Source organism: Streptomyces zagrosensis, from assembly GCF_014203645.1.
Lineage (GTDB): Bacteria > Actinomycetota > Actinomycetes > Streptomycetales > Streptomycetaceae > Streptomyces > Streptomyces zagrosensis.
The window spans coordinates 132,970-158,432 of the sequence record NZ_JACHJL010000020.1 but is presented as its reverse complement, the minus strand read 5'-3'; the positions used below and the strand labels follow the sequence as shown (position 1 = coordinate 158,432).

The window sequence follows — 25,463 nt, the reverse complement described above, 5'->3', positions numbered from 1 at the left end:
CGGTTGTCGTTGGCGGCGGTGAATGGTCCGTTGTCGGTGGTGGTGTCGGGTGATGTGGTGGCGTTGCGGGAGTTGGTGGCGGAGTGTGAGGCGGATGGTGTTCGTGCGCGGGTGATCGCGGTGGATTACGCCTCGCATTCGGCGCAGGTGGAGGAGATCCGGGACCGGCTGCTAGAAGAGTTGGCGCCGGTCCAGCCGCAGTCGGCGTCCGTCCCGGTGTACTCCTCCGTCACTGGAGGGCTCCTGGATGCTGGTGCGGCTGATGCGGCGTACTGGGTGCGTAATCTGCGCGAGACCGTCCGCTTCGAGGAGGCTGTCCAGGCGTTGCTTGCGGATGGTCGGCAGGTGTTTGTCGAGGTCAGTCCGCATCCCGTACTCACCACATCGCTCCAGGAGATCCTGGACGCGTCCGCCGCGTCCGCTGGCATCAAGGGTGTTGTTGTGGGCACTTTGCGCCGGGGTGAGGGTGGTTCGCGGCGGATGGTGGCCTCGCTGGCCGAACTGTTCGTCCACGGCGTGCCCGTCTCCTGGTCGTCGCTCTTCGCCGGTCTCGATGCTCGCCGGGTCGAACTGCCCACGTACGCGTTCCAACGTGAGCGGTACTGGCCCGATGCCCCGGCATCGGTCGGAGATGTGGTGGGGGCGGGCCTGGCCACCCCCGGACACCCTTTGCTCGGTGCGATGGTGGAGCTTCCGGAGTCCGGCGGCATGTTGTTCACCGGCAAGATCTCCGTACGGACCCACCCGTGGCTAGCGGACCACGTGGTACGAGGCCATGTCGTCTTCCCGCCAACAGCGCTCGTCGATCTGGCCGTACGCGCCGGCGACGCCGTCGGCTGTGATCATCTCGGCGACCTGGAGTTGACCTCGCCGCTGGTGCTTCCCGACCACGGTGGCTGCCAGCTCCGGGTATCGCTCACCGAGCGGGAGGAGGGCTGGACAGTGAGCGTCCACGCCCGCCCCGATGGTGGTGCGAACTGGACCCGGCACGCCACCGGGTTGCTGACCACCCGTACGGCCACCGACAGTGACTTCGCCGGCCTGGAAGCGGCGGCGACGTGGCCGCCGAGTGGTGCCACGGAGATCGACCTCTCCAGCTTCTACGCGGTTTCCGACACCGACACACCCGGTACGGGCATTGCGCACGGGCCGGTGTTCCAGGGACTTACCAGGGCCTGGACCCAGGGCGACCGCGTATGGGCCGAGGCGACCCTGCCCGAGAGCCAGGCTGACCGGGCCGGGGCTTACGGCGTTCACCCGGCCTTGCTGGACGCCGCGTTGCACGCGGTGACGGTGGGCTCCGGCAGCCTGCCGGCCTCGTTCGGCGACGTGGTGCTCCGGGCCACGGGAGCGACGCACATCCGGGTGCGTCTCACCCTCATCCGTGACGACGAGTTCAGCGTCGCGATTGCTGACGGCGGTGGCGCTCCGGTGCTGTCGATCGGCTCGGTGGTACTACGTCCGCTGCCGGAGGGCGACTTCGCCACCGCGCCCCGGGACACAGCGGTACTGGCTCTCCAGTGGACCGCCCTGGACGCGGTGAGCAGCGCTCCGGCCGATGGCTGGGTCGTGGTGGGACCGGGGGGAAAGATCGCGGATCTGGACGCGCTGATCGCGGCCGTGGGCGACGGCGCCCCCGTCCCGCGCCAGGTGGTTCTCGCCGTACCGCATCACCCGCGGCCGGCACCCGACCTCGTGCACGAGGTCACCGTCCGGACGCTGGAGCAGGTGCAGCGCTGGCTCGGTGAACAGCGACTCGGCGGAACGCGGTTGGCCGTCGTCACCCGGTCGGCGGTGACCACCGGCGCCGACGACCCGGTGACCGATCTGCCCGCGTCGGCGGTCTGGGGGCTGATCCGCTCGGCGCAGACGGAGAACCCCGACCGGATCACCCTCGTCGACCTGAAACCGGGTGTGCCCCTGGACCTCCCGGCGCTGGCCGGTGTGGCCCTGACGGCGGAGGACCAAGTCGCCTTCCGCGACGGTGAAGTTCGGGTGCCACGCCTGGTCCGCCGTACCCCGGCCGTGGCCACGGCCGGAGAGCCCGCCGTGGTGCGGGGCACGGTCGTGATCACCGGCGCCCTCGGCGGCCTCGGCAGCCTGACGGCACGTCACCTCGTACGTCATCACGGCGTACGGCACCTGCTGCTGGCGAGCAGGCGCGGCGAGCGTGCCCAGGGCGCCGCCGAACTCACCGAGGAGCTGACCGAACTGGGCGCACGGGTCACGGTCGTGGCCTGTGACGTGTCGGACCGGAACGCGCTCGCCAGGATGCTGGCGGCCGTGCCCGGCGAGCATCCGGTCTCGGGGGTCGTGCACACGGCGGGCCTGCTGGACGACGGTGTCATCGAATCGCTCACCGGTGAGCGGGTGAGCCGCGTGCTGCTTCCGAAGGTGGACGCGGCGTGGCATTTGCACGAGCTGACCCAGGGCATGGACCTGTCGTTCTTCGTGGTGTTCTCGTCACTGGCGGGGCTCCTTGGCGGCCCCGGACAGGCCAACTACGCGGCGGGCAACGTATTCGCCGACACACTGGTGCAATGGCGCCGGCAGGCCGGACTTCCGGGTGTGTCGATGGCCTGGGGAGCCTGGACACCCGAGGTCGGCCTGACCGGGACGCTGACGGACATCGACCTGCGGCGCATGGCCCGCGCCGGGATGCCGTTGCTCTCCGTGGAACAGGGCCTCGACCTCTTCGACCAGGCACTCGGCGCTGACGACGCCGTCCTGGGCCTGACCCGGCTCGACACGGGCGCCCTGCGGGCACAAGGCGATGTGCCACCCATCTTGCGTTCCCTCGTCGGCGGTGTGGTGCGACGCGTCGCTGGGAACGCGAGGCAGCGGCCCGGCGGGTTCGCGCAGCAGTGGTCCGCTCTGCCGGCCGAGGAACGCCCCCGCTTCCTGCACAAACTTCTGCGCGGCCATGTCGCGGCGGTGCTCGGGCACCGGTCACCCGATCACATCGACGTCGACGAGGCCTTCAAGCTGCTCGGATTCGACTCGCTGACCGCCGTCGAGCTGCGCAACGAGGTGGCGGCGGCGACCGGACTGGGCCTGCCCGCGACCCTGGTATTCGACTATCCCACCATCGCGCTACTGGCCGATCACCTCGCGGTCCGCCTCGCCGAACTGCTCGGTGAGAAGCCGGTCGCGGCCGAGGCCGTGGGCACGCCGCCGCCGGTGGTGTCGGTGGCCGACGACCCGATCGTGATCGTGGGCATGGCTTGCCGGTTCCCGGGGAACGTGGCGGACCCCGATGGACTGTGGCGGCTGCTGGTCGACGGCGAGGATGCCGTCGCCGGGTTCCCGACCGACCGGGGCTGGGACCTGGACGAGCTATTGGCCTCCGGAGCCTCGGCTACCGCCCGGGGCGGTTTCCTGCACGGAGTCGGTGATTTCGACGCGGGGTTCTTCGGGATTTCGCCGCGTGAGGCGCTCGCCATGGACCCGCAGCAGCGCCTGCTGCTGGAGACGTCATGGGAGGCGCTGGAACATGCCGGGATCGACCCGGCGTCGATGGCGGGGGAAGCGGCCGGGGTCTTTGTCGGGGCCTTCCCGTCCGGGTACACCGAGCTGGCGTCCCGGGCTGACGGGGACCTGGCCGGGCATTTGATCACCGGTGGTTCCGGGAGCGTGGTCTCGGGCCGGGTGGCGTACACGCTGGGGTTGCACGGTCCGGCGGTCACGGTGGACACGGCGTGTTCGTCGTCGTTGGTGGCGTTGCATCTGGCCGCGCAGGCGTTGCGGTCGGGCGAGTGCACGATGGCCCTCACCGGCGGTGTGACCGTCATCGCGACCCCGGACACCTTCGTCGGGTTCTCCCAGCAGGGTGGTTTGTCGGTCGATGGTCGGTGCAAGGCGTTCGCGGACGCCGCCGATGGCACGGGCTGGTCCGAAGGGGCCGGAATGCTGGTGGTGCAGCGGTTGTCGGATGCGCGGCGTGCGGGGCGTCGGGTGTTGGCGGTCGTGCGGTCGAGTGCGGTTAACCAGGATGGTGCGTCGAATGGTTTGACGGCGCCGAACGGTCCGGCGCAGCAGCGGGTGATTCGGCAGGCGTTGGCGGGTGCTGGGTTGTCTGCTGCTGAGGTGGACGCGGTGGAGGCGCATGGTACGGGCACGGTGCTTGGCGACCCGATCGAGGCGCAGGCGCTGATCGCTACGTACGGTCAAGGGCGGCCGGCGGATCGGCCGTTGTGGCTGGGGTCGTTGAAGTCGAATTTCGGGCACACCCAGGCCGCTGCCGGAGTCGCGGGCATCATCAAGATGGTCATGGCCATGCGGCATGGGGTGTTGCCGCGGACGTTGCATGTGGATGCGCCGTCGTCGAGGGTGGACTGGACGCAGGGGAGCGTCCGGTTGTTGACCGAGGCGACTGCGTGGCCGGAGTCGGGTCGTGCGCGTCGGGCGGGTGTGTCGTCCTTTGGGGTGTCGGGGACCAACGCGCACGTCATTCTGGAAGCACCCGAACCTGTCATCGGGCCGCTTGAGCCGGTAGAGCCTGTTGGGTCTGTCGGGGGGCTGGCGGATGCTCTGGCCGTTGGTGTGGTGCCGTGGGTGCTGTCGGGGAAGACGGCGGAAGCGGTACGGGTCCAAGCTGCCCGTCTGCTGGACCGGACGGAGACCGACCGCACGCTCGACGTACGGGAGGTGGCCTGGTCCCTGGCAGCGACCCGGTCCCGGTTCGATCACCGTACGGTCGTCATAGGCGCTGACCGCGACACTCTGCTTGCCGGACTCCGCGCGGTGTCGGAGGGCATGCCCACGGCGCAGGCGTTCCACGGCGATGCCCGGGTGGGATCGGGAGCCGGTGTGGGGGTGTTGTTCAGTGGTCAGGGTGCGCAGCGGTTGGGTATGGGGCGGCGGTTGTATGAGTGTTCGGCGGTGTTTGCGGGGGCGTTGGATGTGGTGGTTGCTGAGTTGGAGTTGCATGTGGGTCGGTCGTTGACCGAGGTGATGTGGGGTGGGGATGCGGGGTTGTTGGAGGGTACGGGTTGGGCGCAGCCGGCGTTGTTTGCGGTGGAGGTGGCGTTGTTTCGGGTGGTGGAGTCGTGGGGTGTGGTTGTGGATTATGTGTTGGGTCATTCGGTGGGTGAGATTGCTGCTGCGTATGTGTCGGGTGTGTTGTCGTTGGGGGATGCGTGTCGGTTGGTGGTGGCGCGTGGTGGGTTGATGCAGGCGTTGCCTGCTGGTGGGGCGATGGTGGCGGTGGAGGCCAGTGAGGACGAGGTTGTTGGGTTGTTGACTGCGGGGGTGTCGATTGCGGCGGTCAACTCGCCCGAGTCGTTGGTTGTTGCCGGTGCTGAGGATGAGGTCACGCGTATTGCCGAGGAGTTCGCGGGCCGAGGGCGGCGGACGAACCGTCTACGGGTCTCCCATGCTTTTCATTCGCCGTTGATGGAGCCGATGCTCCACGAGTTCGAACTAGTTCTGCGCACTTTGACGTGGGGGGCTCCGCGGATTCCCGTGGTGTCGAACCTCACGGGCGAGTTGGTTGACGCGGAGTTGCTTTGCTCTCCGGCGTATTGGGTGCGTCAGGTGCGGGAGACGGTTCGGTTCGCTGATGGTGTGCGGCGGTTGGAGTCGTTAAGTGTACGGACGCTGATCGAGGTGGGGCCGAATGGTGCCCTGGCTGCGATGGCGCAGCACACCTGCACTGATGAGGTCGCCGCCGTAGCCCTGCTGCGCGGTGACGACCAGCCCGAGGACACCGCACTGGCCGCCGGAGCCGCCAGGCTGTTCGTCCGGGGCGTGCCCATGAACCGGTACGCGCTCACCCCGGGGGGCAGCGCCGACGGGGACCGGTGGGTGGAGCTGCCGACCTACGCCTTCCAGCGGGAGCGGTACTGGGTCGAGGCCGACGAGACCACGGTCTCTGCGGCGGGGGACGCGCGGGATGCGGAGTTCTGGGCGTCCGTCGAGCGGCAAGACGTGGGGGCGCTCGCGGAGTCGCTGGGGCTCGACGGCGATGTCGTGTCCCCGCTGCTACCGGCACTGTCGTCATGGCGCGACCGCAACCGCGACGACCGGACCGCGGACAGCTGGCGCTATCGGGAGATCTGGAAGAGGCTGGACGGCTTCTCGCCTGCGGAGATGACGGTCCCCTGGCTGGTCGTTGTGCCCGCGGTGCCCACCGCTTCCGGTGCCGACCCGTGGGTGACGGACGTGGTGGCCGCGATGGGACCCGAAGTTCACGTACTGGAGTACGACGGCATGGGTCGCGCAGCGCTCGCCGCGCGCCTGCCCGAAGGGGACTTCGCCGGTGTGCTGTCCCTGTTGGCGACGGCTGAGTCCGGGCCGGGTGTGACGCCACCCGGCGTGGTCCCGACGCTGACGCTGCTCCAGGCGCTCGGCGACGCCGGGAACGCGGCCCCTGTATGGGCGGTGACCCGGGGGGCGGTGTCGGTCGGGCGGCATGACCCCGTGACCAACCCCCGGCAGGCTGGCATCTGGGGCGTCGCCAGGGTGGCCGCGTTGGAGAGGCCGCAACAGTGGGGCGGTGTGGTGGATTTGCCCGAGGCGCTCGACAGCCGCACCACGCGACGGCTCACGTCGATTCTTACCGGCTCGGTACGGTCCGCATCCGCATCCGCATCCGCAGAGCCTGGCGTCTCCGACGAGGATCAGCTCGCGGTGCGGGACGGGGAGGTGTTCGGCCGACGGCTCGTGCACGCGCCGAGCAGCGGCTCCGTAGGCGCGCCGTGGTCGGTGCGTGGGACCGTACTGATCACCGGTGGTACAGGCGGGCTCGGCGCGTTCGTGGCCCGGTGGGTTGTCGAGCGCGGCGCCGAACACGTGCTGCTGCTGAGCAGACGTGGCCCGGAGGCGGCGGGCGCCAAGTTGCTGAGCGGCGAACTGGAGACACTGGGCGCGCGGGTCACCGTGGCCGCCTGTGACGTGACTGATCGGAGCGCGCTTGCCGCGGTGATCGACGGCATCCCCGGGGACGTTCCGCTGACCACGGTGGTGCATGCCGCCGGAGTGAGCCATGGCGTCGTCGAGATCGACGAGGTGACGCCCGACGAGGTGGAGGTGGAACTGCGGGCTAAGGTGGCCGGTGCCACACACCTCGACGAGCTGACGCGCGACCTCGACCTGAACGCGTTCGTGCTGTTCTCCTCGGGTGCCTCGGCGTGGGGCAGCGGTGGCCAGGCCGCCTATGCCGCCGGTAATGCCTATCTGGATGCCCTGGCGGCGCACCGCCGGGCGCACGGACGGCCGGGTACCGCGATCGCGTGGGGCAACTGGGCCGAGGCGGGTATGGCGGTGGACAACCCCGAACAAGGTGCGTATCTGCGGAGGTTGGGCGTTCTGCCCATGCGGCCGGAGTTCGCACTCGCGGCCCTCTCGCGCGTACTGCGGGACGACGAGACCGGTATGACCGTCACAGACATGGACTGGTCGAGGTTCGCACCGGCGTTCACCGTGGCCAGGAAAAGCGCGCTGCTGTCCGACATCCCCGAGGTCGAGCAGGCCCTCACCGGCGCCGCGCGGGACTCCGACGAGGAGGCGGGCTCCGAATTCACCCGTCGGTGGGCGGACCTCGCGTCCACCGAACGCCCCCGCTTCCTTCAGGAGTTCATTCGAGGGCAGGTCGCCGCCGTACTGGGGCACACCGCCTCCACTCGGATCGATATCGGGCAGGCGTTCAAGGAGCTGGGTTTCGACTCGCTGACGGCGGTGGAGTTGCGTAACCAGCTCGCCGCGGCGACCGGGCTCAGCCTGCCTGCCACCTTGGCCTTCGACTACCCCTCGATCACCGCACTCGCCGGCCACCTGACCGAACTGCTGGGCAGCAGCAGCGAATCGGACGACGACGAGGCCCTGCGCAGGGCCATCGCATCCATCCCGCCGGCCAAGCTTCGCGAGGCGGGCTTGCTGGACCTTGTCCTCGGCCTTGCCGACAGCACGCCAGGGCTGGTCGGTCCTGGAGGCCAGGAGAAACAGCAACCAGGACAGCCGGAACAGCACCGGCAAGAACAACAGCGGCAAGAAGACGATGAAGCGGCCCTTCTGGCCGCCGATGTGGACGATCTGGTCCGGATCGCTCTCGCTGGAAACGACGATTCGTGACAACGCGGAAACTGTGGAGCTGACAATGAGTACGTCTGCGGACAAAATAGTTGACGCGTTGCGCGCCTCGCTGCTGGAGAACAAGCGACTTCAGCGCAAGAATCAGCAGCTCGTCGCCGCCTCGACCGAGCCAATCGCGATCATCGGCATGTCCTGTCGCCTGCCCGGCGGTGTGTTCGGCCCCGATCAGCTCTGGGATCTGGTCGCGGACGGCAGGGACGCGATCTCGGGCTTCCCCTCCGACCGTGGCTGGGACCTGGAGGGGCTGCACGGCACCGGAAACAATGCCTCGGCCACGGCCGAAGGCGGCTTCCTGACGGGTGCCGGGGAGTTCGACGCGGGGTTCTTCGGGATTTCGCCGCGTGAGGCGCTCGCCATGGACCCGCAGCAGCGGTTGCTGCTGGAGACATCCTGGGAGGCGTTGGAGCACGCGGGCATCGACCCGTTGTCCCTGGCGGGTGGCCAGGTCGGGGTGTTTGCCGGCGCTTCTCCCTCGGGGTACGTGGAGGTGGCGGACCGGTCAGGGGACGATGTGGCCGGCCATCTGATCACCGGCGGCTCCCAGAGTGTGATCTCCGGACGGGTGGCGTACACACTGGGTCTCCAGGGCCCGGCGATGACGGTGGACACCGCGTGTTCGTCCTCGCTCGTCGCCCTGCATCTGGCCGTTCAGGCACTGCGATCAGAAGAGTGCTCGATGGCTCTCGTCGGTGGTACGGCGGTCATGGCGACCCCGGATACCTTCGTCGGCTTCTCCCAGCAGGGCGGGCTCGCCGCTGATGGCAGGTGCAAGGCGTTCGCGGACTCGGCCGATGGCACGGGCTGGGCTGAGGGGTCCGGGGTGCTGGTGGTGCAGCGGTTGTCGGATGCGCGGCGTGATGGGCGTCGGGTGTTGGCGGTCGTGCGGTCGAGCGCGGTGAATCAGGACGGTGCGTCGAACGGTTTGACGGCGCCGAACGGTCCCGCACAGCAGCGGGTCATCCGGCAGGCCCTTGTGAACGGCGGGCTGTCGACGGCCGACGTGGATGTGGTGGAGGGGCACGGTACGGGTACGGTCCTTGGCGACCCGATCGAGGCCCAGGCGCTACTGGCGACGTATGGCCAAGGACGGCCGGATGAGCGGCCGTTGTGGCTGGGTTCGTTGAAGTCGAACATTGGGCACGCGCAGGCCGCCGCAGGTGTGGCCGGGGTGATCAAGATGGTCATGGCCCTGCGGCACGGTGTGCTGCCGCCGACCCTGCACGTGGACGCTCCGTCCGCGAAGGTGGACTGGTCCCGAGGCGCGGTACGGCTGCTGACCGAGTCCACTGCGTGGCCCGAGACGGACCGTCCTCGTCGGGCGGGTGTGTCGTCCTTCGGGGTGTCGGGGACGAACGCGCACGTCATTCTCGAAGCCGTCGCCGAGACTGGAACTGCAAACGAGAACGAGCCCGAGGCCGAGCCGGACCTCGTACTAGCGCCGCCAGTTGTGCGGGGTGCGGTGCCGTGGGTGTTGTCGGGGAAGACGGCTGAGGCGGTGCGGGGTCAGGCGGCCCGGCTGCTGGATTGGGCCGAGGTGAATCCCGGGCTGGAATCGGTTGATGTGGGGCGGTCGTTGGTGACCAGCCGGGCTCTGTTCGATCACCGTGTGGTGGTGACCGGTGGTGACCGTGCGGAGTTGTTGGCCGGGTTGCGGGCGGTGGTGGCAGGTGAGCCCGTTGCGCAGGTGGTCCAGGGGGCGGTGGCCGGCAGTACGGACGCGGGTGTGGTGTTCGTGTTCCCGGGTCAGGGCGGCCAGTGGGTTGGTATGGCGCGGGAACTGATGGACGTATCACCGGTGTTCGCCGCTGCGATGGCGGAGTGTGCTGAGGCTCTTGGTTCGTTCGTGGAGTGGTCGTTGTGGGATGTGTTGGGTGATGAGGTGGCGTTGGGTCGGGTGGAGGTGGTGCAGCCGGTTTTGTGGGCGGTGATGGTGTCGCTTGCGAAGTTGTGGCGTTCGTGTGGTGTGGTGCCGGTTGCTGTGGTGGGGCATTCGCAGGGTGAGATTGCTGCGTTGTGTGTGGCGGGTGGGTTGTCGTTGTCCGATGGGGCGCGGGTGGTGGCGTTGCGGAGCCGCGCGATCGCGGACACGTTGGCCGGTGGCGGTGGTGGGATGGCGGCTGTAGCGCTCCCCGTCGATCGTGTTGTGGTGCTTGTTGAGCGGTGGGGTGGTCGGTTGTCGTTGGCGGCGGTGAATGGTCCGTTGTCGGTGGTGGTGTCGGGTGATGTGGTGGCGTTGCGGGAGTTGGTGGCGGAGTGTGAGGCGGATGGTGTGCGTGCCCGGATGATTGCGGTGGATTACGCCTCGCATTCGGCGCAGGTGGAGGAGATCCGGGACCGGCTTTTGGAAGAGTTGGCGTCGGTGCGTCCGCAGGCACAGTCGGTGCCGGTGTACTCCTCCGTCACCGGAGGGCTCCTGGATGCTGCTACGGCTGATGCGGCGTACTGGGTGCGTAATCTGCGCGAGACCGTACGGTTCGAGGAAGTCACTCAGGCGCTGATCGCCAACGGATATCGGGCGTGGCTGGAGGTCGGCCCGCATCCTGTCCTGACCGCCGCCGTCCAGGAAACGCTGGACGAAGCCGGGGAAGCGGGCGTCGTCATGGGGACGCTGCGGCGTGGCGAGGGTGGTGCCCGGCGGATGGTGGCGTCGCTGGCCGAGTTGTTCGTCCATGGTGGACACGTCTCGTGGGAAGCCGTGTTCGCCGGTGTCGATATCGATGCCGGTTCCAGTGCCGGACCTGGTTTCGGCAGTGTCGTCGATCTGCCGACGTACGCGTTCCAACACGAGCGGTACTGGCCGGACACCCCGGCCGGCATCGGGGACGTCATCGGGGCGGGCCTGGCGTCTGCCGGACATCCGCTGCTGGGCGCGATGATCTCCCTGCCGCAGTCCGGCGGCACGCTGTTCACGGGAAGGATCTCCCTGCGGTCGCACCCCTGGCTGGCCGATCACGTGGTGCGCGGTGTGGCCGTGTTCCCCGGCACCGGATTCGTTGAGCTGGCGATCAGGGCCGGTGACGCCGTGGGCTGCGACCAGGTCGGTGAGCTGGTACTCGAAGCCCCCCTCGTCATGCCCGCACAGGGCGGCTGCCAAATCCAACTCCTCCTGACCGAGGAGCGGCCCGGCCACTGGACCTTGGCTGTCCATGCCCGGCCGGACACCACCGACGCCTGGACCCGCCACGCCACCGGCGTCTTGACCCGCCGCACGACCGCCGTCGCCGATGCGAGCGCCTTCGCCGACCTCGGCTCGGGCTGGCCGCCCACTCGGGCGAAGGCGATCGACACCTCCGGGATGTACAGCCCCGAAGCCGACTTTGACACAGGTTCCGGCGCGGGTCCCGACGTGTTCTACGGGCCGGTGTTCCAGGGCCTGACCCAGGCATGGCGTCAGGGCGATCGGGTTTGGGCCGAGGTAGCCCTGCCCGAAAGCCGTCCGTCGGAGTCCGGACCGTTCGGCATCCACCCGGCGTTGCTCGACTCCGTACTGCACGCCGCGATGCTGACCGGCTCGGACGCGAGCGAGCCCGTTCGGCTGCCCTTCACCTTCACCGATGTCGTCCTGTGGGCCTCGGGCGCGACCCGGGTGCGAGTGTGCCTGACTCGTACCGGTGAGGACGACGTCTCCGTCGTCGTGGCCGACGACACAGGCTCCCCGGTGCTGTCGATCGGGTCCCTGCTGACCCGCCCGCTACCGGAAGGCGATTTCACCGCCGGTCTCCAGGACACGGCCGTCCTCGCGCCCCGGTGGATCGACGTGGACGCCGCCCCGAGCAGCTCCGTGCCATCGGCCGGTGACTGGGCCGTCGTGGGCCAGGACACCGCGTATCCCAACCTCGACGCGCTGATCACCGCGCTCGACGGCGGGACCCCGGTACCCCGGACCGTGCTGCTCGCCGTACCGCACCACCCCGACGCCGCGCCGGCTGTGGTTCCCGGCCTGGCGCACCAGGTCACGGTGTGGACGCTAGAACAGCTCCAGAGGTGGCTCGGCGAACCGCGTCTCGGCGACACACGGTTGGCCGTGGTGACCAAGGCGGCGGTCACCACCGGTGAGGACGACCCGGTACTCGACCTGCCCGCCGCGGCGGTCTGGGGCCTGGTCCGTTCGGCCCAGTCGGAGAACCCCGACCGGATCACCCTCATCGATCTGGAGACCTACGACGATCTCGGTCCCGATCTCGCCGCACCGCTGCGGGCGGTCGCGACCGGTGAGCCCCAGGTCGCGGTCCGCGGTACCGCGCTGCGCGTTCCGCGGCTGATCCGTCACGCCGTGGCCCTCCCCGGCCCCCCGGATGGGACCGGAACCGATGGGACCGGAACCGATGGGACCGGAACCGATGGGACCGGAACCGGTGGGACCGGAACCGGTGGGACCGGAACCGATGGGACCGGAACCGATGGGACCGGAACCGGTGGGACCAGGCCCGATGGATTCGGGACGGACGAGACGGCCTCCAGCGGTACGGTCCTGATCACCGGCGGTACGGGCGGCCTGGGCGGCCTGACGGCACGGCACCTGGTCCGTGCGTACGGTGTCCGGCACCTATTGCTGGTCAGCCGTGGGGGAGAGCGGTCCGATGGCGCCGCAGAACTGGTCGCGGAGCTGACCGGGCTCGGCGCTCAGGTCACCGTCGCCGCCTGCGACGTGACCGATCGAAAGGCCCTGGCCGGTGTACTCGCGACGGTGCCCGCCGAGCACCCGCTGTCGGGCGTCGTCCACACCGCGGGCGTGCTCGACGACGGCGTTATCGGTTCCCTGACCGCGGACCGGGTGGACCGGGTGCTGGCGCCGAAGGTCGATGCCAGCTGGCACCTGCACGAGCTGACGCGGGAACTCGACCTCTCCCTGTTCGTGGTGTTCTCCTCGCTGTCCGGGCTGCTGGGCAGCCCCGGCCAGGGCAACTACGCGGCGGGCAACGTCTTCGCCGACACCGTGGTCCAGTGGCGACGGCAACTCGGTCTGCCCGCCCTATCGATGGCCTGGGGAGCCTGGACGCCGGACATCGGGCTGACCGGGACCCTCTCCGAGATCGATTTGCGCCGTATGAGTGGCACGGGAATGCCTCCGCTCGCGGTGGCACAAGGGCTGGACCTGTTCGACCAGGCCATCCGGAGCGACGAAGCGGTACTCGGGCTGACCCGCCTCGACCTCGTCGCACTGCGTGGGCAGGCAGACCTCCCGCCGGTGCTCCGCTCCCTCGTCCCCGGCGGCGTGGCGCGCCCGTCCGTCGGCGACGACCGCCAGGACCCGGACAGCTTCACCCGGCGCTGGGCGGGCATCCCGGCCAAGGACCGCCCCGGCACCCTCATGGACTTGATCCGCGCGCATGTCGCCGCTGTCCTCGGCCACAGCTCCGCCGCCCAGATCGACACGAGTCAGGCCTTCAAGACGCTCGGGTTCGACTCGCTGACGGCGGTGGAACTGCGCAACCGGCTGGCCGGCCTGACCGGGCTGCGTCTGCCCGCCACCCTGGTGTTCGACTACCCCACCATTGACGCCCTGGCCGGCCATGTGGCCGGACTGCTCGGTGACGCGCCCGCCGAAGCCGGGCAGCCGAGCCTGCCGCCAGTGGTCTCGGTGACCGACGATCCGATCGTGATCGTCGGCATGGCCTGCCGCTTCCCCGGAGATGTGTCGGGCCCCGATGACTTGTGGCGGCTGGTGGCCGATGGCCGGGACGCGGTATCGGACTTCCCCGCCGACCGTGGCTGGGACCTGGACGAGCTGTACGGTCCGGACGGCCCCGGGTCAGGGTCGGGCGCATCGGTGACGGCCAAGGGCGGTTTCCTCGCTGGCGTAGGGGAGTTCGACGCGGGGTTCTTCGGAATCTCGCCGCGTGAGGCGGTGGCGACCGATCCGCAGCAGCGGTTGCTGTTGGAGACCTCGTGGGAGGCGCTGGAGCACGCCGGAATCGCCCCAGCGTCGATCGCCGGTAGCTCGGTCGGTGTGTTCGTCGGAGCCTTCGAATCGGGATACACGCAGGTGGCGAGTCGGTCCATCGATGATGTGGCCGGTCACCTGGTCACCGGCGGCTCGCAGAGCGTGCTGTCAGGTCGGGTGGCGTACACGCTGGGGTTGCACGGTCCGGCGGTGACGGTGGACACGGCGTGTTCGTCGTCGCTGGTGGCGTTGCACTGGGCCGGGCAGGCGTTGCGGTCGGGCGAGTGCTCGATGGCCCTGGTCGGCGGTGTGACCGTGATGGCCACCGCTGACGCGTTCGTCGGCTTCTCGGTGCAGGGCGGGCTGGCCGCCGATGGTCGGTGCAAGGCGTTCGCGGACGGTGCCGATGGCACGGGCTGGTCCGAGGGCGCTGGTGTGCTGGTGGTACAGCGGTTGTCGGATGCGCGGCGTGAGGGTCGTCGGGTGCTGGCGGTCGTACGGTCCAGCGCCGTTAACCAGGATGGTGCGTCGAATGGTTTGACGGCGCCGAATGGTCCGGCGCAGCAGCGGGTGATTCGGCAGGCGTTGGCGGGTGCTGGGTTGTCTGCTGCTGAGGTGGATGTGGTGGAGGCGCATGGTACGGGTACGGTGCTTGGCGACCCGATCGAGGCACAGGCGCTGATCGCCGCTTACGGCCAGGACCGTCCCGCCGGCCACCCCCTTCTGCTCGGTTCGTTGAAGTCGAACCTCGGTCACACGCAGGCCGCGGCAGGCGTGGCCGGGGTGATCAAGATGGTCATGGCGATGCGGCACGGTGTGCTGCCGCGGACGCTGCACGTGGACGCGCCGTCGTCGAAGGTCGATTGGTCCGAAGACGTGGTGCGGCTGCTGACCGAGACCACTTCGTGGCCGGAGACCGGCCGTCCTCGCCGGGTGGGTGTGTCGTCCTTCGGGGTGTCGGGGACGAACGCGCACGTCATTCTGGAGGCCCCGGAGGCGGCCGATCTCGGCGAGACCGATACCGGTCTCGTACCCGCCCCCGTTTCTGGTACCGAAGTGGCGGTGCCGTGGGTGGTGTCAGGCAAGTCTCCCGACGCGGTGCGTGCTCAGGCCGCGCGATTGGCGGCGTGGGCTGAGGCAGCCCCCGACTTGGATGTGCGGGATGCGGCCTTGTCGCTGGCGGTGACGCGGTCTGTCTTCGACCACCGGACGGCGGTGGCCGGGGCGGGGCGCGAGGAGTTGCTGGCCGGGCTGCGCGCCGTGGCGGAGGGCACGCCTACGGCTCAGGTGTTCCAGGGATCTGGCCCACTGAGCGGTGGCGTGGGGGTGTTGTTCAGTGGTCAGGGTGCGCAGCGGTTGGGTATGGGGCGGCGGTTGTATGAGTCTTCGGCGGTGTTTGCGGGGGCGTTGGATGTGGTGGTTGCTGAGTTGGAGTTGCATGTGGGTCGGTCGTTGACCGAGGTGATGTGGGGTGGGGATGCGGGGTTGTTGGAGGGTACGGGTTGGGCGCAGCCGGCGTTGTTTGCGGTGGAGGTGGCGTTGTTTCGGGTGGTGGAGTCGTGGGGTGTGGTTGTGGATTATGTGTTGGGTCATTCGGTGGGTGAGATTGCTGCTGCGTATGTGTCGGGTGTGTTGTCGTTGGGGGATGCGTGTCGGTTGGTGGTGGCGCGTGGTGGGTTGATGCAGGCGTTGCCTGCCGGTGGGGCGATGGTGGCGGTGGAGGCCGGTGAGGATGAGGTTGCCGGGTTGTTGTCTGCGGGGGTGTCGATTGCCGCGGTGAACTCGCCTGGGTCGCTGGTTCTCGCCGGTGCTGAGGGTGAAGTCACGCGGATTGCGGAGGGGTTCGCGGGTCGGGGGCGGCGGACGAACCGCCTGCGGGTCTCTCACGCCTTCCACTCGCCGTTGATGGAGCCGATGCTTGCTGAGTTTGAGCAGGTTTTGGGGACGTTGGTGTGGGGTGCGCCGCGGATTGCGGTGGTGTCGGCGTTGACGGGGGAGTTGGTGGATGCGGAGGTGTTCTCTGCTCCGGCGTATTGGGTGCGTCAGGTGCGGGAGGCGGTTCGGTTCGCTGATGGTGTGCGGCGGTTGGAGTCGTTGGGTGTACGGACGCTGATTGAGGTGGGGCCGAATGGTGCCCTGGCTGCGATGGCGCAGCACACCTGCACCGATGAGGTCGCTGCCGTAGCCCTGCTGCGCGGTGACGACCAGCCCGAGGACACCGCACTGGCCGCCGGAGCTGCCAGGCTGTTCGCTCGGGGCGTGCCTCTTGCCTGGGACCAGTATTTCGCCGGGGCACAGCGGACAACGCTGCCCACCTATGCGTTCCAGCGTCAGCGGTACTGGCCCGAGGCCGCGGGAGGGGTCGGGGATGTGGTGGGGGCTGGACTGGCCGCCGCCGAGCACCCGTTGCTGGGCGCGATGGTTGCTCTGCCCGACTCGGGCGGGATGCTGTTCACCGGAAAGCTGTCGCTCCATACCCACCCCTGGTTGGCCGACCACGTGGTCCGCGGTTCGGTTGTCTTCCCCGGTACCGGATTCGTCGAGCTGGCGGTCAGGGCCGGTGACACCGTGGGCTGCGGTCAGGTGAGCGAACTGGTTCTGGAAGCGCCGTTGGTCCTGCCCGCGCAGGGCGGCTGCCAGATCCAGATCGTCCTCACCGAACAGAAGCAGCAGCAGCCGCGGGAGCAGGGCCGTTGGACGGTTGCTGTCCATGCCCGCCCCGACGGCGGCGACATCTGGACGAGGCACGCCACCGGTGTACTGACCAGCGCCGATTCCACCCTCGACACGACCGTCTACGACGCGCTGAGTGCGACGTGGCCACCTGCCGGAGCCTCGACGGTCGATATATCCGGAATGTACGCCGACGAGGGCGATGTGGTCTACGGGCCGGTGTTCCAGGGCCTGACCCGGGTCTTTACCCAGGGCAACCGCGTATGGGCCGAGGCCGAACTACCCGAGGTCCAGGCGGAATCCGCCAAGGCGTTCGGCATCCACCCGGCGCTGCTGGACGCGGTGGTGCAGGCGGTGAGGTTCGCGGAGCTGGAACCGGCGGACTCGGCGCTGCTGCCGTTCATGTTCGGCGAGGTCGTGCTGAGGGCCTCGGCGGCCACGCGGGTGCGCGTATGTCTCACTCGTATCGGTACCAACGAGGTGTCGATAGCGGTCGCCGACGGCTCCGGTACCCCTGTGCTGTCCATCGGGTCGCTGTCGATGCGCCCCCTGCCGGAGGCCGCCCTCGGGTCCGGGTCGCAGGACGCCCTCGTCCTCGTGCCGCACTGGACCGACCGGGAATTCGGGCCGGTCGCCCGGACCGATGACTGGACCGTACTAGGTGCGGACCCGGACTCCGCGGACTACGTGAACCACGTGAACCACGCCGACTGGGACGCGCTGGTGTCCGGGCTGGGCACCGAACCTTCCCTCCCGGGCTGTGTGGTTCTCGTTGTACCGCACACCTTCGCGCCCGAGTCCTTTGTGACCGGGGCGCACGAGATCACGGGGTGGGTGCTGGAGCAGTTGCAGCGCCGGCTCGCGGACCGGAGGTTCGACGGAACGCGGCTGATCGTGGTCACCCGGGGAGCGGTCACCACGAAGGAGGACGACCCGATAACCGATCTACCGGGGGCGGCGGTCTGGGGCCTGGTGCGGTCCGCACAGTCCGAGAACCCGGACCGGATCATCCTGGCCGACCTGGAGCCCGGGGCCGCTCTCGATCTCGATACGCTCGCCCGCGCGGTGGGCACAGGCGAGCCTCAGCTGGCCCTGCGCGGTGGCGGCGTACGCGTCCCCCGCCTGCTCCGCCACACCTCCACCTCCACCTCCGCTCCCGCCTCTTCCACCACCGGCGTCGTTACGGACACCGTCACGGTGGGCCGCCCGGTGCTGGTCACCGGCGGCACGGGCGGCCTCGGCGGACTGGTGGCCCTGCACCTGGTGCGGGCGTACGGGGTGCGGAGCCTCGTGCTGGCCAGCCGGCAAGGTGAACACGCCCACGGTGCAAGCGACTTGGCCACCGAATTGGCCGAGTGGGGTGCGCGGGTCACCGTGGTGGCCTGCGATGTCTCCGACCGGGAGGCATTGGCCGGGCTGCTCGCGGAACACCCCGTATCAGGTGTTGTGCATACCGCTGGTGTGGTCGACGACGGAGTGATCGGGTCGCTGACAGGTGAGCGGATCGACGCCGTACTCGCGCCGAAGGCGGACGCCACCTGGCTGTTGCACGAACTGACCCGGTCCATGGATCTGTCGCTGTTCGTCGTCTTCTCCTCTCTCGCCGGGCTGCTGGGCGGTCCTGGGCAGGGCAACTACGCGGCCGGGAACGTGTTCGCCGACGCGGTGGTGCAGTGGCGCAGGCAGGCGGGCCTGCCGGGCGTCTCGATGGTGTGGGGCCCGTGGACGCCCGAGGCCGGGCTGACCGGGGCCCTCGCCGCAGCCGACCTTGAGCGGCTGCGCGCTTCGGGAATGCCGCCGATGCCGGTGGCACAGGGACTGGACCTGTTCGACCGGGCGCTGACGGCGGGTGAACCGGTCGTTGCCCTGACGCGGCTGGAACCGGCCGTACTGAGGACCCGGGACGACCTGGGCCCGATGCTGCGCTCGCTCGTTCCGACCGCCGTCGCCCGCCCGGCGGCCGGCGACGACCGCCACCACCCGGACAGCTTCGCCCGGCGCTGGACGGCGATTCCGGCCGAGGATCGCACACGCTTCCTGCATGATCTCCTTCGCGGCCATGTCGCGCAGGCGCTGGGACATCTCTCGCCGCAGCAAATCGACCAGAGCCAGGCGTTCAGGGCGCTCGGCTTCGACTCGCTGACCGCGGTGGAACTGCGCAACCGGCTCGCGACCGTGACCGGTTTGCGGCTCCCGGCAACGCTCGTCTTCGACTACCCGACCATCACCGAACTGGCCGGCCATATGGCCACGTTGCTCGGCGACGCGTCCGCCGGAATCGGGTCCGGAGTCGGAACCGGGGCGCTGAACCTGCCGCCGGTGGTGTCGGTCACCGACGATCCGATCGTGATCGTCGGCATGGCCTGCCGGTTCCCCGGAGACGTGTCGAACGCCGATCAGCTCTGGGGGCTGGTGGCCGAGGGCCGGGACGCGGTGTCCGCCTTCCCGACCGACCGCGGCTGGGACCTGGACGAACTGTTCGGCGCCGGCGCCGGCGCCTCCGTCACCGGACACGGCGGTTTCCTCGCTGGCGTAGGGGAGTTCGACGCGGGGTTCTTCGGAATCTCGCCGCGTGAGGCGGTGGCGACCGATCCGCAGCAGCGGTTGCTGTTGGAGACCTCGTGGGAGGCGCTGGAGCACGCCGGAATCGCCCCGGCGTCGCTGACGGGCACCCCGGTCGGGGTGTTCGTGGGCGCGTTCCCCTCGGGCTACGCCGAGATGGCGGGCCGCTCCGGTGACGACGTGGCGGGGCATCTGATCACCGGTGGCTCACAGAGCGTGGTCTCCGGGCGGGTGGCGTACACACTGGGCCTCCAGGGCCCGGCGATGACGGTGGACACAGCGTGCTCGTCCTCGCTGGTGGCGCTGCATCTGGCCGCGCAGGCGTTGCGATCGGGCGAGTGCACGATGGCTCTCGCCGGTGGTGTGACCGTCATGGCGACACCGGACACCTTCGTTGGCTTCACCCAGCAGGGAGGCATGGCGGCGGACGGTCGGTGCAAGGCGTTCGCGGACGCGGCCGATGGCACGGGCTGGTCCGAGGGCGCTGGTGTGTTGGTGGTGCAGCGGTTGTCGGACGCCCGCCGGGAGGGCCGTCGGGTGCTGGCGGTCGTACGGTCCAGTGCCGTTAACCAGGATGGTGCGTCGAATGGTTTGACGGCGCCGAATGGTCCGGCGCAGCAGCGGGTGATTCGGCAGGCGTTGGCCGGTGCTGGGTTGTCTGCTGCTGAGGTGGATGTGGTGGAGGGGCACGGTACGGGTACGGTGCTCGGTGACCCGATCGAGGCGCAGGCGCTGCTGGCGACGTACGGTCAAGGGCGGCCGGAGGATCGGCCGTTGTGGCTGGGCTCGCTGAAGTCCAACCTTGGTCACACCCAGGCCGCCGCCGGAGTCGCGGGCATCATCAAGATGGTCATGGCGATGCGGCACGGTGTGCTGCCGCCCACCCTGCACGTGGACGCCCCGTCCTCGAAGGTCGACTGGACGCAGGGGACGGTACGGCTGCTGACCGAGGCGACACCGTGGCCGGAGACCGGCCGTCCGCGCCGCGCCGGAGTATCGGCCTTCGGCGTGTCGGGCACGAACGCCCACGTGATCCTCGAAGCACCCGCCGAGACCGCGGCCGAGGACGAGACCGCGGAGGCCGACCCCGCGTCCGGTCTGGTGCGGGCCGTGGTGCCGTGGGTCCTGTCCGGCCGGACCGCCGACGCGGTACGCGGACAGGCCGCCCGCTTGCTGGACCTCGCGAGCGCCGACCTCGGCCTCGATGTGCTGGACACGGGTTGGTCGCTGGCGGCCACCCGCTCCGTGTTCGAGCATCGCGCGGTGGTCACCGGCGCAGATCGTGACGAACTGCTGGCCGGACTGCGGGCCTTGGTGACGGACACCCCCGCGACGCAGGTGGTGCAAGGTCAGGCCCCGGTGAGCGGTGGCGTGGGAGTGCTGTTCAGCGGTCAGGGCGCGCAGCGCCTGGGTATGGGCAGGCGGCTGTACGTACGCTCGGCGGTGTTCGCGGAGGCGTTGGATGCGGTGGCCGCCGAGTTGGATCTGCATGTGGATCGGTCGTTGACCGAGGTGATGTGGGGTGATGACGCCGGGTTGTTGGAGGCTACGGGTTGGGCGCAGCCGGCGTTGTTTGCGGTGGAGGTGGCGCTGTTTCGGGTGGTGGAGTCGTGGGGTGTGGTTCCGGATTATGTGTTGGGTCATTCGGTGGGTGAGGTCGCTGCCGCGTATGTGTCGGGTGTGTTGTCGTTGGCGGATGCCTGTCGTTTGGTGGTGGCGCGTGGCCGGTTGATGCAGGCGTTGCCTGCCGGTGGCGCGATGGTTGCCGTTCAGGGTGCTGAGGATGAGTTCACCGATGTGTTGTCGGATCGGGTATCGGTTGCGGCGGTTAATGGTCCCGATTCCGTTGTGCTGGCGGGGGACGAGACCGAAGTCTTGGAGATCGCCGAGATGTTCGGAGCTATGGGGCGGCGGACGAGCCGGTTGCGGGTGTCACACGCGTTTCATTCGTCGTTGATGGAGCCGATGCTTGCTGAGTTTGAGCAGGTTTTGGGGACGTTGGTGTGGGGTGCGCCGCGGATTGCGGTGGTGTCGGCGTTGACGGGGGAGTTGGTGGATGCGGAGGTGTTCTCTGCTCCGGCGTATTGGGTGCGTCAGGTGCGGGAGACGGTCCGGTTCGCTGATGGTGTGCGGCGGTTGGAGTCGTTGGGTGTACGGACACTGATCGAGGCGGGTCCGGGTGGTGTGCTGGCTGCGATGGCGCAGCAGACCTGCACCGAGGCCGTCACCGCCGTCGCCCTGCTGCGCGGCGACGACCACCCCGAGGACACCGCCTTGGTCGAGGCCGCTGCCCGGTTGTTCACCGTGGGCGCGCCGCTCACCTGGGAGCCGCTCTTCGCAGGTGCCGGCGCCCGGTGGGTGGAGCTGCCCACGTACGCGTTCCAGCGCCGGCGCTACTGGCCGACCATCCCCACCACCGTCGGTGATGTGGCAGCGGCCGGGCTCCGACCGGCCGAGCACCCCTTCCTGGGCGCTATGGTCGCTCTGCCCGAGTCCGGCGGAACGCTGCTCACCGGAAAGTTGTCGCTCCACACCCACCCCTGGCTGGCCGACCACGTCGTACAGGGGAAGGTCGTCTTCCCCGGCACCGGGTTCGTCGAACTGGCGGTACGCGCGGGTGACGCCGTGGGCTGTGACCGGGTCGTCGAACTGGTCCTGGAAACACCACTGGTGCTTTCGTCCCAGGGAGGTTGCCAGATACAGGTAGTCCTCACCGAGCGGGAGCAGGGCTGGGCCGTAGCCGTCCATGCCTGCCCGGACGGCGGCGAGACGTGGACCCGCCATGCCAGCGGTGTCCTCACCGACAGTGGCACCCACGGGACCACCACCGCCGGTGACGGTACGGTCTTCGACGGGGCATGGCCGCCAGACGGCGCCTCGGCGGTGGACACCTCGGGCATCTACGGTTCGGGCGCGGACACCGACCTCGCCTACGGACCAGCCTTCCAGGGACTCACCAGGGCCTGGACCCAGGGCGATCGCGTATGGGCCGAGGTGGAGCTGCCCGAGCCGCAACGGGCCGGGGCGGGGGCGTTCGGCGTTCATCCGGCGCTGCTGGACGCGGTGCTGCACGCGGCGACGTTCGCCGGGCTCGCCCCGGCCGAGTCGGCACGGTTGCCGTTCATGTTCACGGAGGTGGAGCTGACGGCCTCGGGCGCGACGCGGGTACGCGTGTGCCTCACCCGTACCGGCGCCGACGAGGTCTCCGTGGCAGTGGCCGACCGCACCGGAGCGCCGGTGCTGTCCATCGGATCGTTGCTGGTTCGCCAACTGCCCGCTGGCACGCTCGGAGTCGATGCACAGGACACCGTGGTTCTCACCCCGCACTGGACGGATGTCAGTGCCACCGACCGGACTCCGCTCACCGACGACTGGACCACGGTGGGCCCTTCGGCCGACTACGCCGATCTCGCTGCTTTGAGCAGCGCGGTTGAGTACGGCATGCCGGTTCCGCGGAGCGTGGTGCTGGTGGTTCCGCGTACTTGTGAGTCGGGGTCGGGTTTTGTGGTGGGTCGGGTGCATGAGGTGACGGGGTGGGTGTTGGAGCAGGTGCAGGGTTGGTTGGGTGCGGTGCGGTTGGTTGATTCCCGGTTGGTGGTTGTTACTCGGGGTGCGGTGACTGTGGGTGGGGGTGATGTGGTGACTGATTTGCCGGGGGCGGCGGTGTGGGGGTTGGTTCGTTCGGCGCAGTCGGAGAATCCTGACCGGATTGTTCTGGTTGACCTGGACAGTGTCTCGGATGTGGACGCGGGTGCGGGTGCGGGTTCTGGTGTGGGTGTGGGTTCGGGTTCTGGTGTGGATTTGGTGGTTGTGGCGGGGGCGGTGGCTTGTGGTGAGTCGCAGGTGGTGGTTCGTGGTGGGGTGGTGCGGGTTTTGCGGTTGGTTGAGGGTGTGGGTGTGGGGGTGGGTGGTCTTGTTCCGCCGGTGGGTGGGTTGTGGCGGTTGGAGTCGGTGGTGGGTGGGTCGTTGGAGGGGTTGTCGTTGGTGGCGGTTCCTGGGTTGGCGGGTGTGTTGGGTGTGGGTGAGGTGCGGGTTGGGGTGCGTGCGGCGGGTGTGAATTTTCGTGATGTGTTGAGTGCGTTGGGGATGTATCCGGGGGATGCGGGTTTGTTGGGTGGTGAGGTTGCTGGTGTGGTGTTGGAGGTTGGGTCGGGTGTGTCGCGTGTGGGGGTGGGGGATCGGGTGTTGGGGATGGTTTCTGGTGGGTTTGGTCCGGTGGTGGTGGCGGATGAGCGTCTTGTGGTGGGGGTGCCGGAGGGTTGGTCGTTTGTGGAGGCGGCGGGGGTGCCGATTGCTTTTTTGACGGCGTATTACGGGTTGGTGGATTTGGCGGGTGTGGTGTCGGGTGAGTCGTTGTTGGTTCATGCGGGTGCGGGTGGTGTGGGGATGGCGGCGATTCAGTTGGCGCGTCATTTCGGGTTGGAGGTGTTTGCGACGGCGAGTGAGAGTAAGTGGGGTGTGTTGCGTTCGTTGGGTGTGGATGGTGATCGTATTGGTTCGTCGCGTTCGCTTGGTTTTGAGGAGCGTTTTCTTGGTGTGTCTGGGGGGCGTGGTGTGGATGTGGTGTTGAATTCGTTGGCGGGTGAGTTTGTGGATGCGTCGTTGCGGGTGTTGGCTGATCGTGGTCGGTTTATTGAGATGGGTAAGACGGATGTTCGTTCGGTGGATGATGTTCAGGCGGTTCGGCCGGGTGTGGGGTATCAGGCGTTTGATTTGATTGATGCTGGTCCGGAGCGGATTGGTGAGATGTTGGGTGAGTTGATGGTGTTGTTTGAGGCGGGTGTGTTGTGTCCGTTGCCGGTGGTGTCGTCTGATGTTCGTCAGGCGCGTGGGGTTTTTCGGTTGATGAGTCAGGCCAGGCATACGGGGAAGCTTGTGTTGACGATGCCAGGGGTGGTGGATTCTGCGGGCACGGTGGTTGTGACGGGTGGTACGGGTGGTTTGGGTAGTGTGGTGGCTCGGCATTTGGTGCGGGTTCATGGTGTGCGGCATGTGGTGTTGGTTAGTCGGCGGGGTGCACAGGCCGAGGGTGCGGCTGAGTTGGTCGAGGATTTGACCGAGTTGGGTGCGCGGGCGACTGTGGTGGCGTGTGATGTGTCTGATCGGTCTGCTGTGGCTGCGTTGTTGGCTGCTGTTCCCGATGAGCATCCGATCACCGGTGTGGTGCACACGGCGGGAGTGCTCGACGATGGGGTCATCGGGTCGCTGACCGGTGAACGATTGGACCGGGTGCTGGCGCCGAAGGTGGACGCCACCTGGCATCTACACGACCTGACCCGCGAGAAGGAATTGTCGTTCTTCGTGGTGTTCTCGTCTTTGGCAGGTTTGTTGGGTGGTCCGGGTCAGGCCAACTACGCCGCGGGCAACGTCTTCGCAGACACACTCGTACAGTGGCGCCGCCAGGAGGGCCTACCCGGAGTGTCCATGGCATGGGGGTCGTGGACCACCGAAGTCGGGCTGACCGGGACCCTGTCGGACCTTGACCTTGAGCGCATGGCCGGGGCGGGGATGCTGCCGCTGTCGGTGACACAGGGGCTGGACCTGTTCGACCAAGCACTCCTCGCCGACCGGGCCGTGGTGGGGCTGACCCGGTGGCGCGGCGCGGCGGGGCTCCCGATGGCGAACCGCTCCTCCGACGTGGGCGGCGGCCGGTTCCGCCGGAACGGTAGTCGGCACGAGCAGCCCGGTTCCGGCAACAGCTTCACCCAGCGGTGGGCGGCGGTACCGGTCGACGAGCGCGCTGGGTTTTTGCTGGAGCTGGTTCGTGGCCACGCCGCCGCGGTCCTCGGCCATGCGTCGCCCGACGCCATCGGCGGTGGCCAGGTCTTCCGGGATCTCGGGTTCGACTCGCTGACGGCGGTGGAACTGCGCAACCGGCTCGCCACCGCGACCGGGCTGAGCCTGCCCGCCACCCTGGTGTTCGACCACCCGACTCCGGGACGGGTGGTCACCTACCTGCACGAGCAGATCAAGACCGATGAACCATCGCCGACCGAAACGGTACTGACGTACCTGAACAACCTCAAGGCGACCCTCCACGCGGTGGCCGCCGACGCGGCGGACCGCGACCGGATCGCCGAGCGCCTTCGGGAGATTCTCGACCTGTGCGGTGAGTCGGAGAAGACGGACCTCGACGATGTCGCCACCGCGACCGACGAAGACCTCTTCGCCTTCGTCGATCAAGGGATTGATTAGTCCGGGAGTTCGGTCATTCCTCCCGTGGGTCCGTTCAGCGCGAGATTTCTTTAGGAGT

Annotated in this window: 2 protein-coding genes; both read left to right on the top strand. The window is 68.8% G+C overall.

Features of this window, described 5'->3' with window-relative positions:
• Positions 1 to 8,070 (top strand): type I polyketide synthase (locus FHS42_RS29385; protein ID WP_184577507.1); only part of this gene is annotated, 8,070 nt, incomplete at its 5' end.
• A complete protein-coding gene (locus FHS42_RS37680; RefSeq protein ID WP_376772737.1) occupies positions 7,997 to 25,405 on the top strand; it encodes an SDR family NAD(P)-dependent oxidoreductase in 17,409 nt (5,802 codons plus the stop codon). The genes FHS42_RS29385 and FHS42_RS37680, both read left to right, overlap by 74 nt.
• Positions 25,406 to 25,463 lie beyond the last annotated feature (58 nt).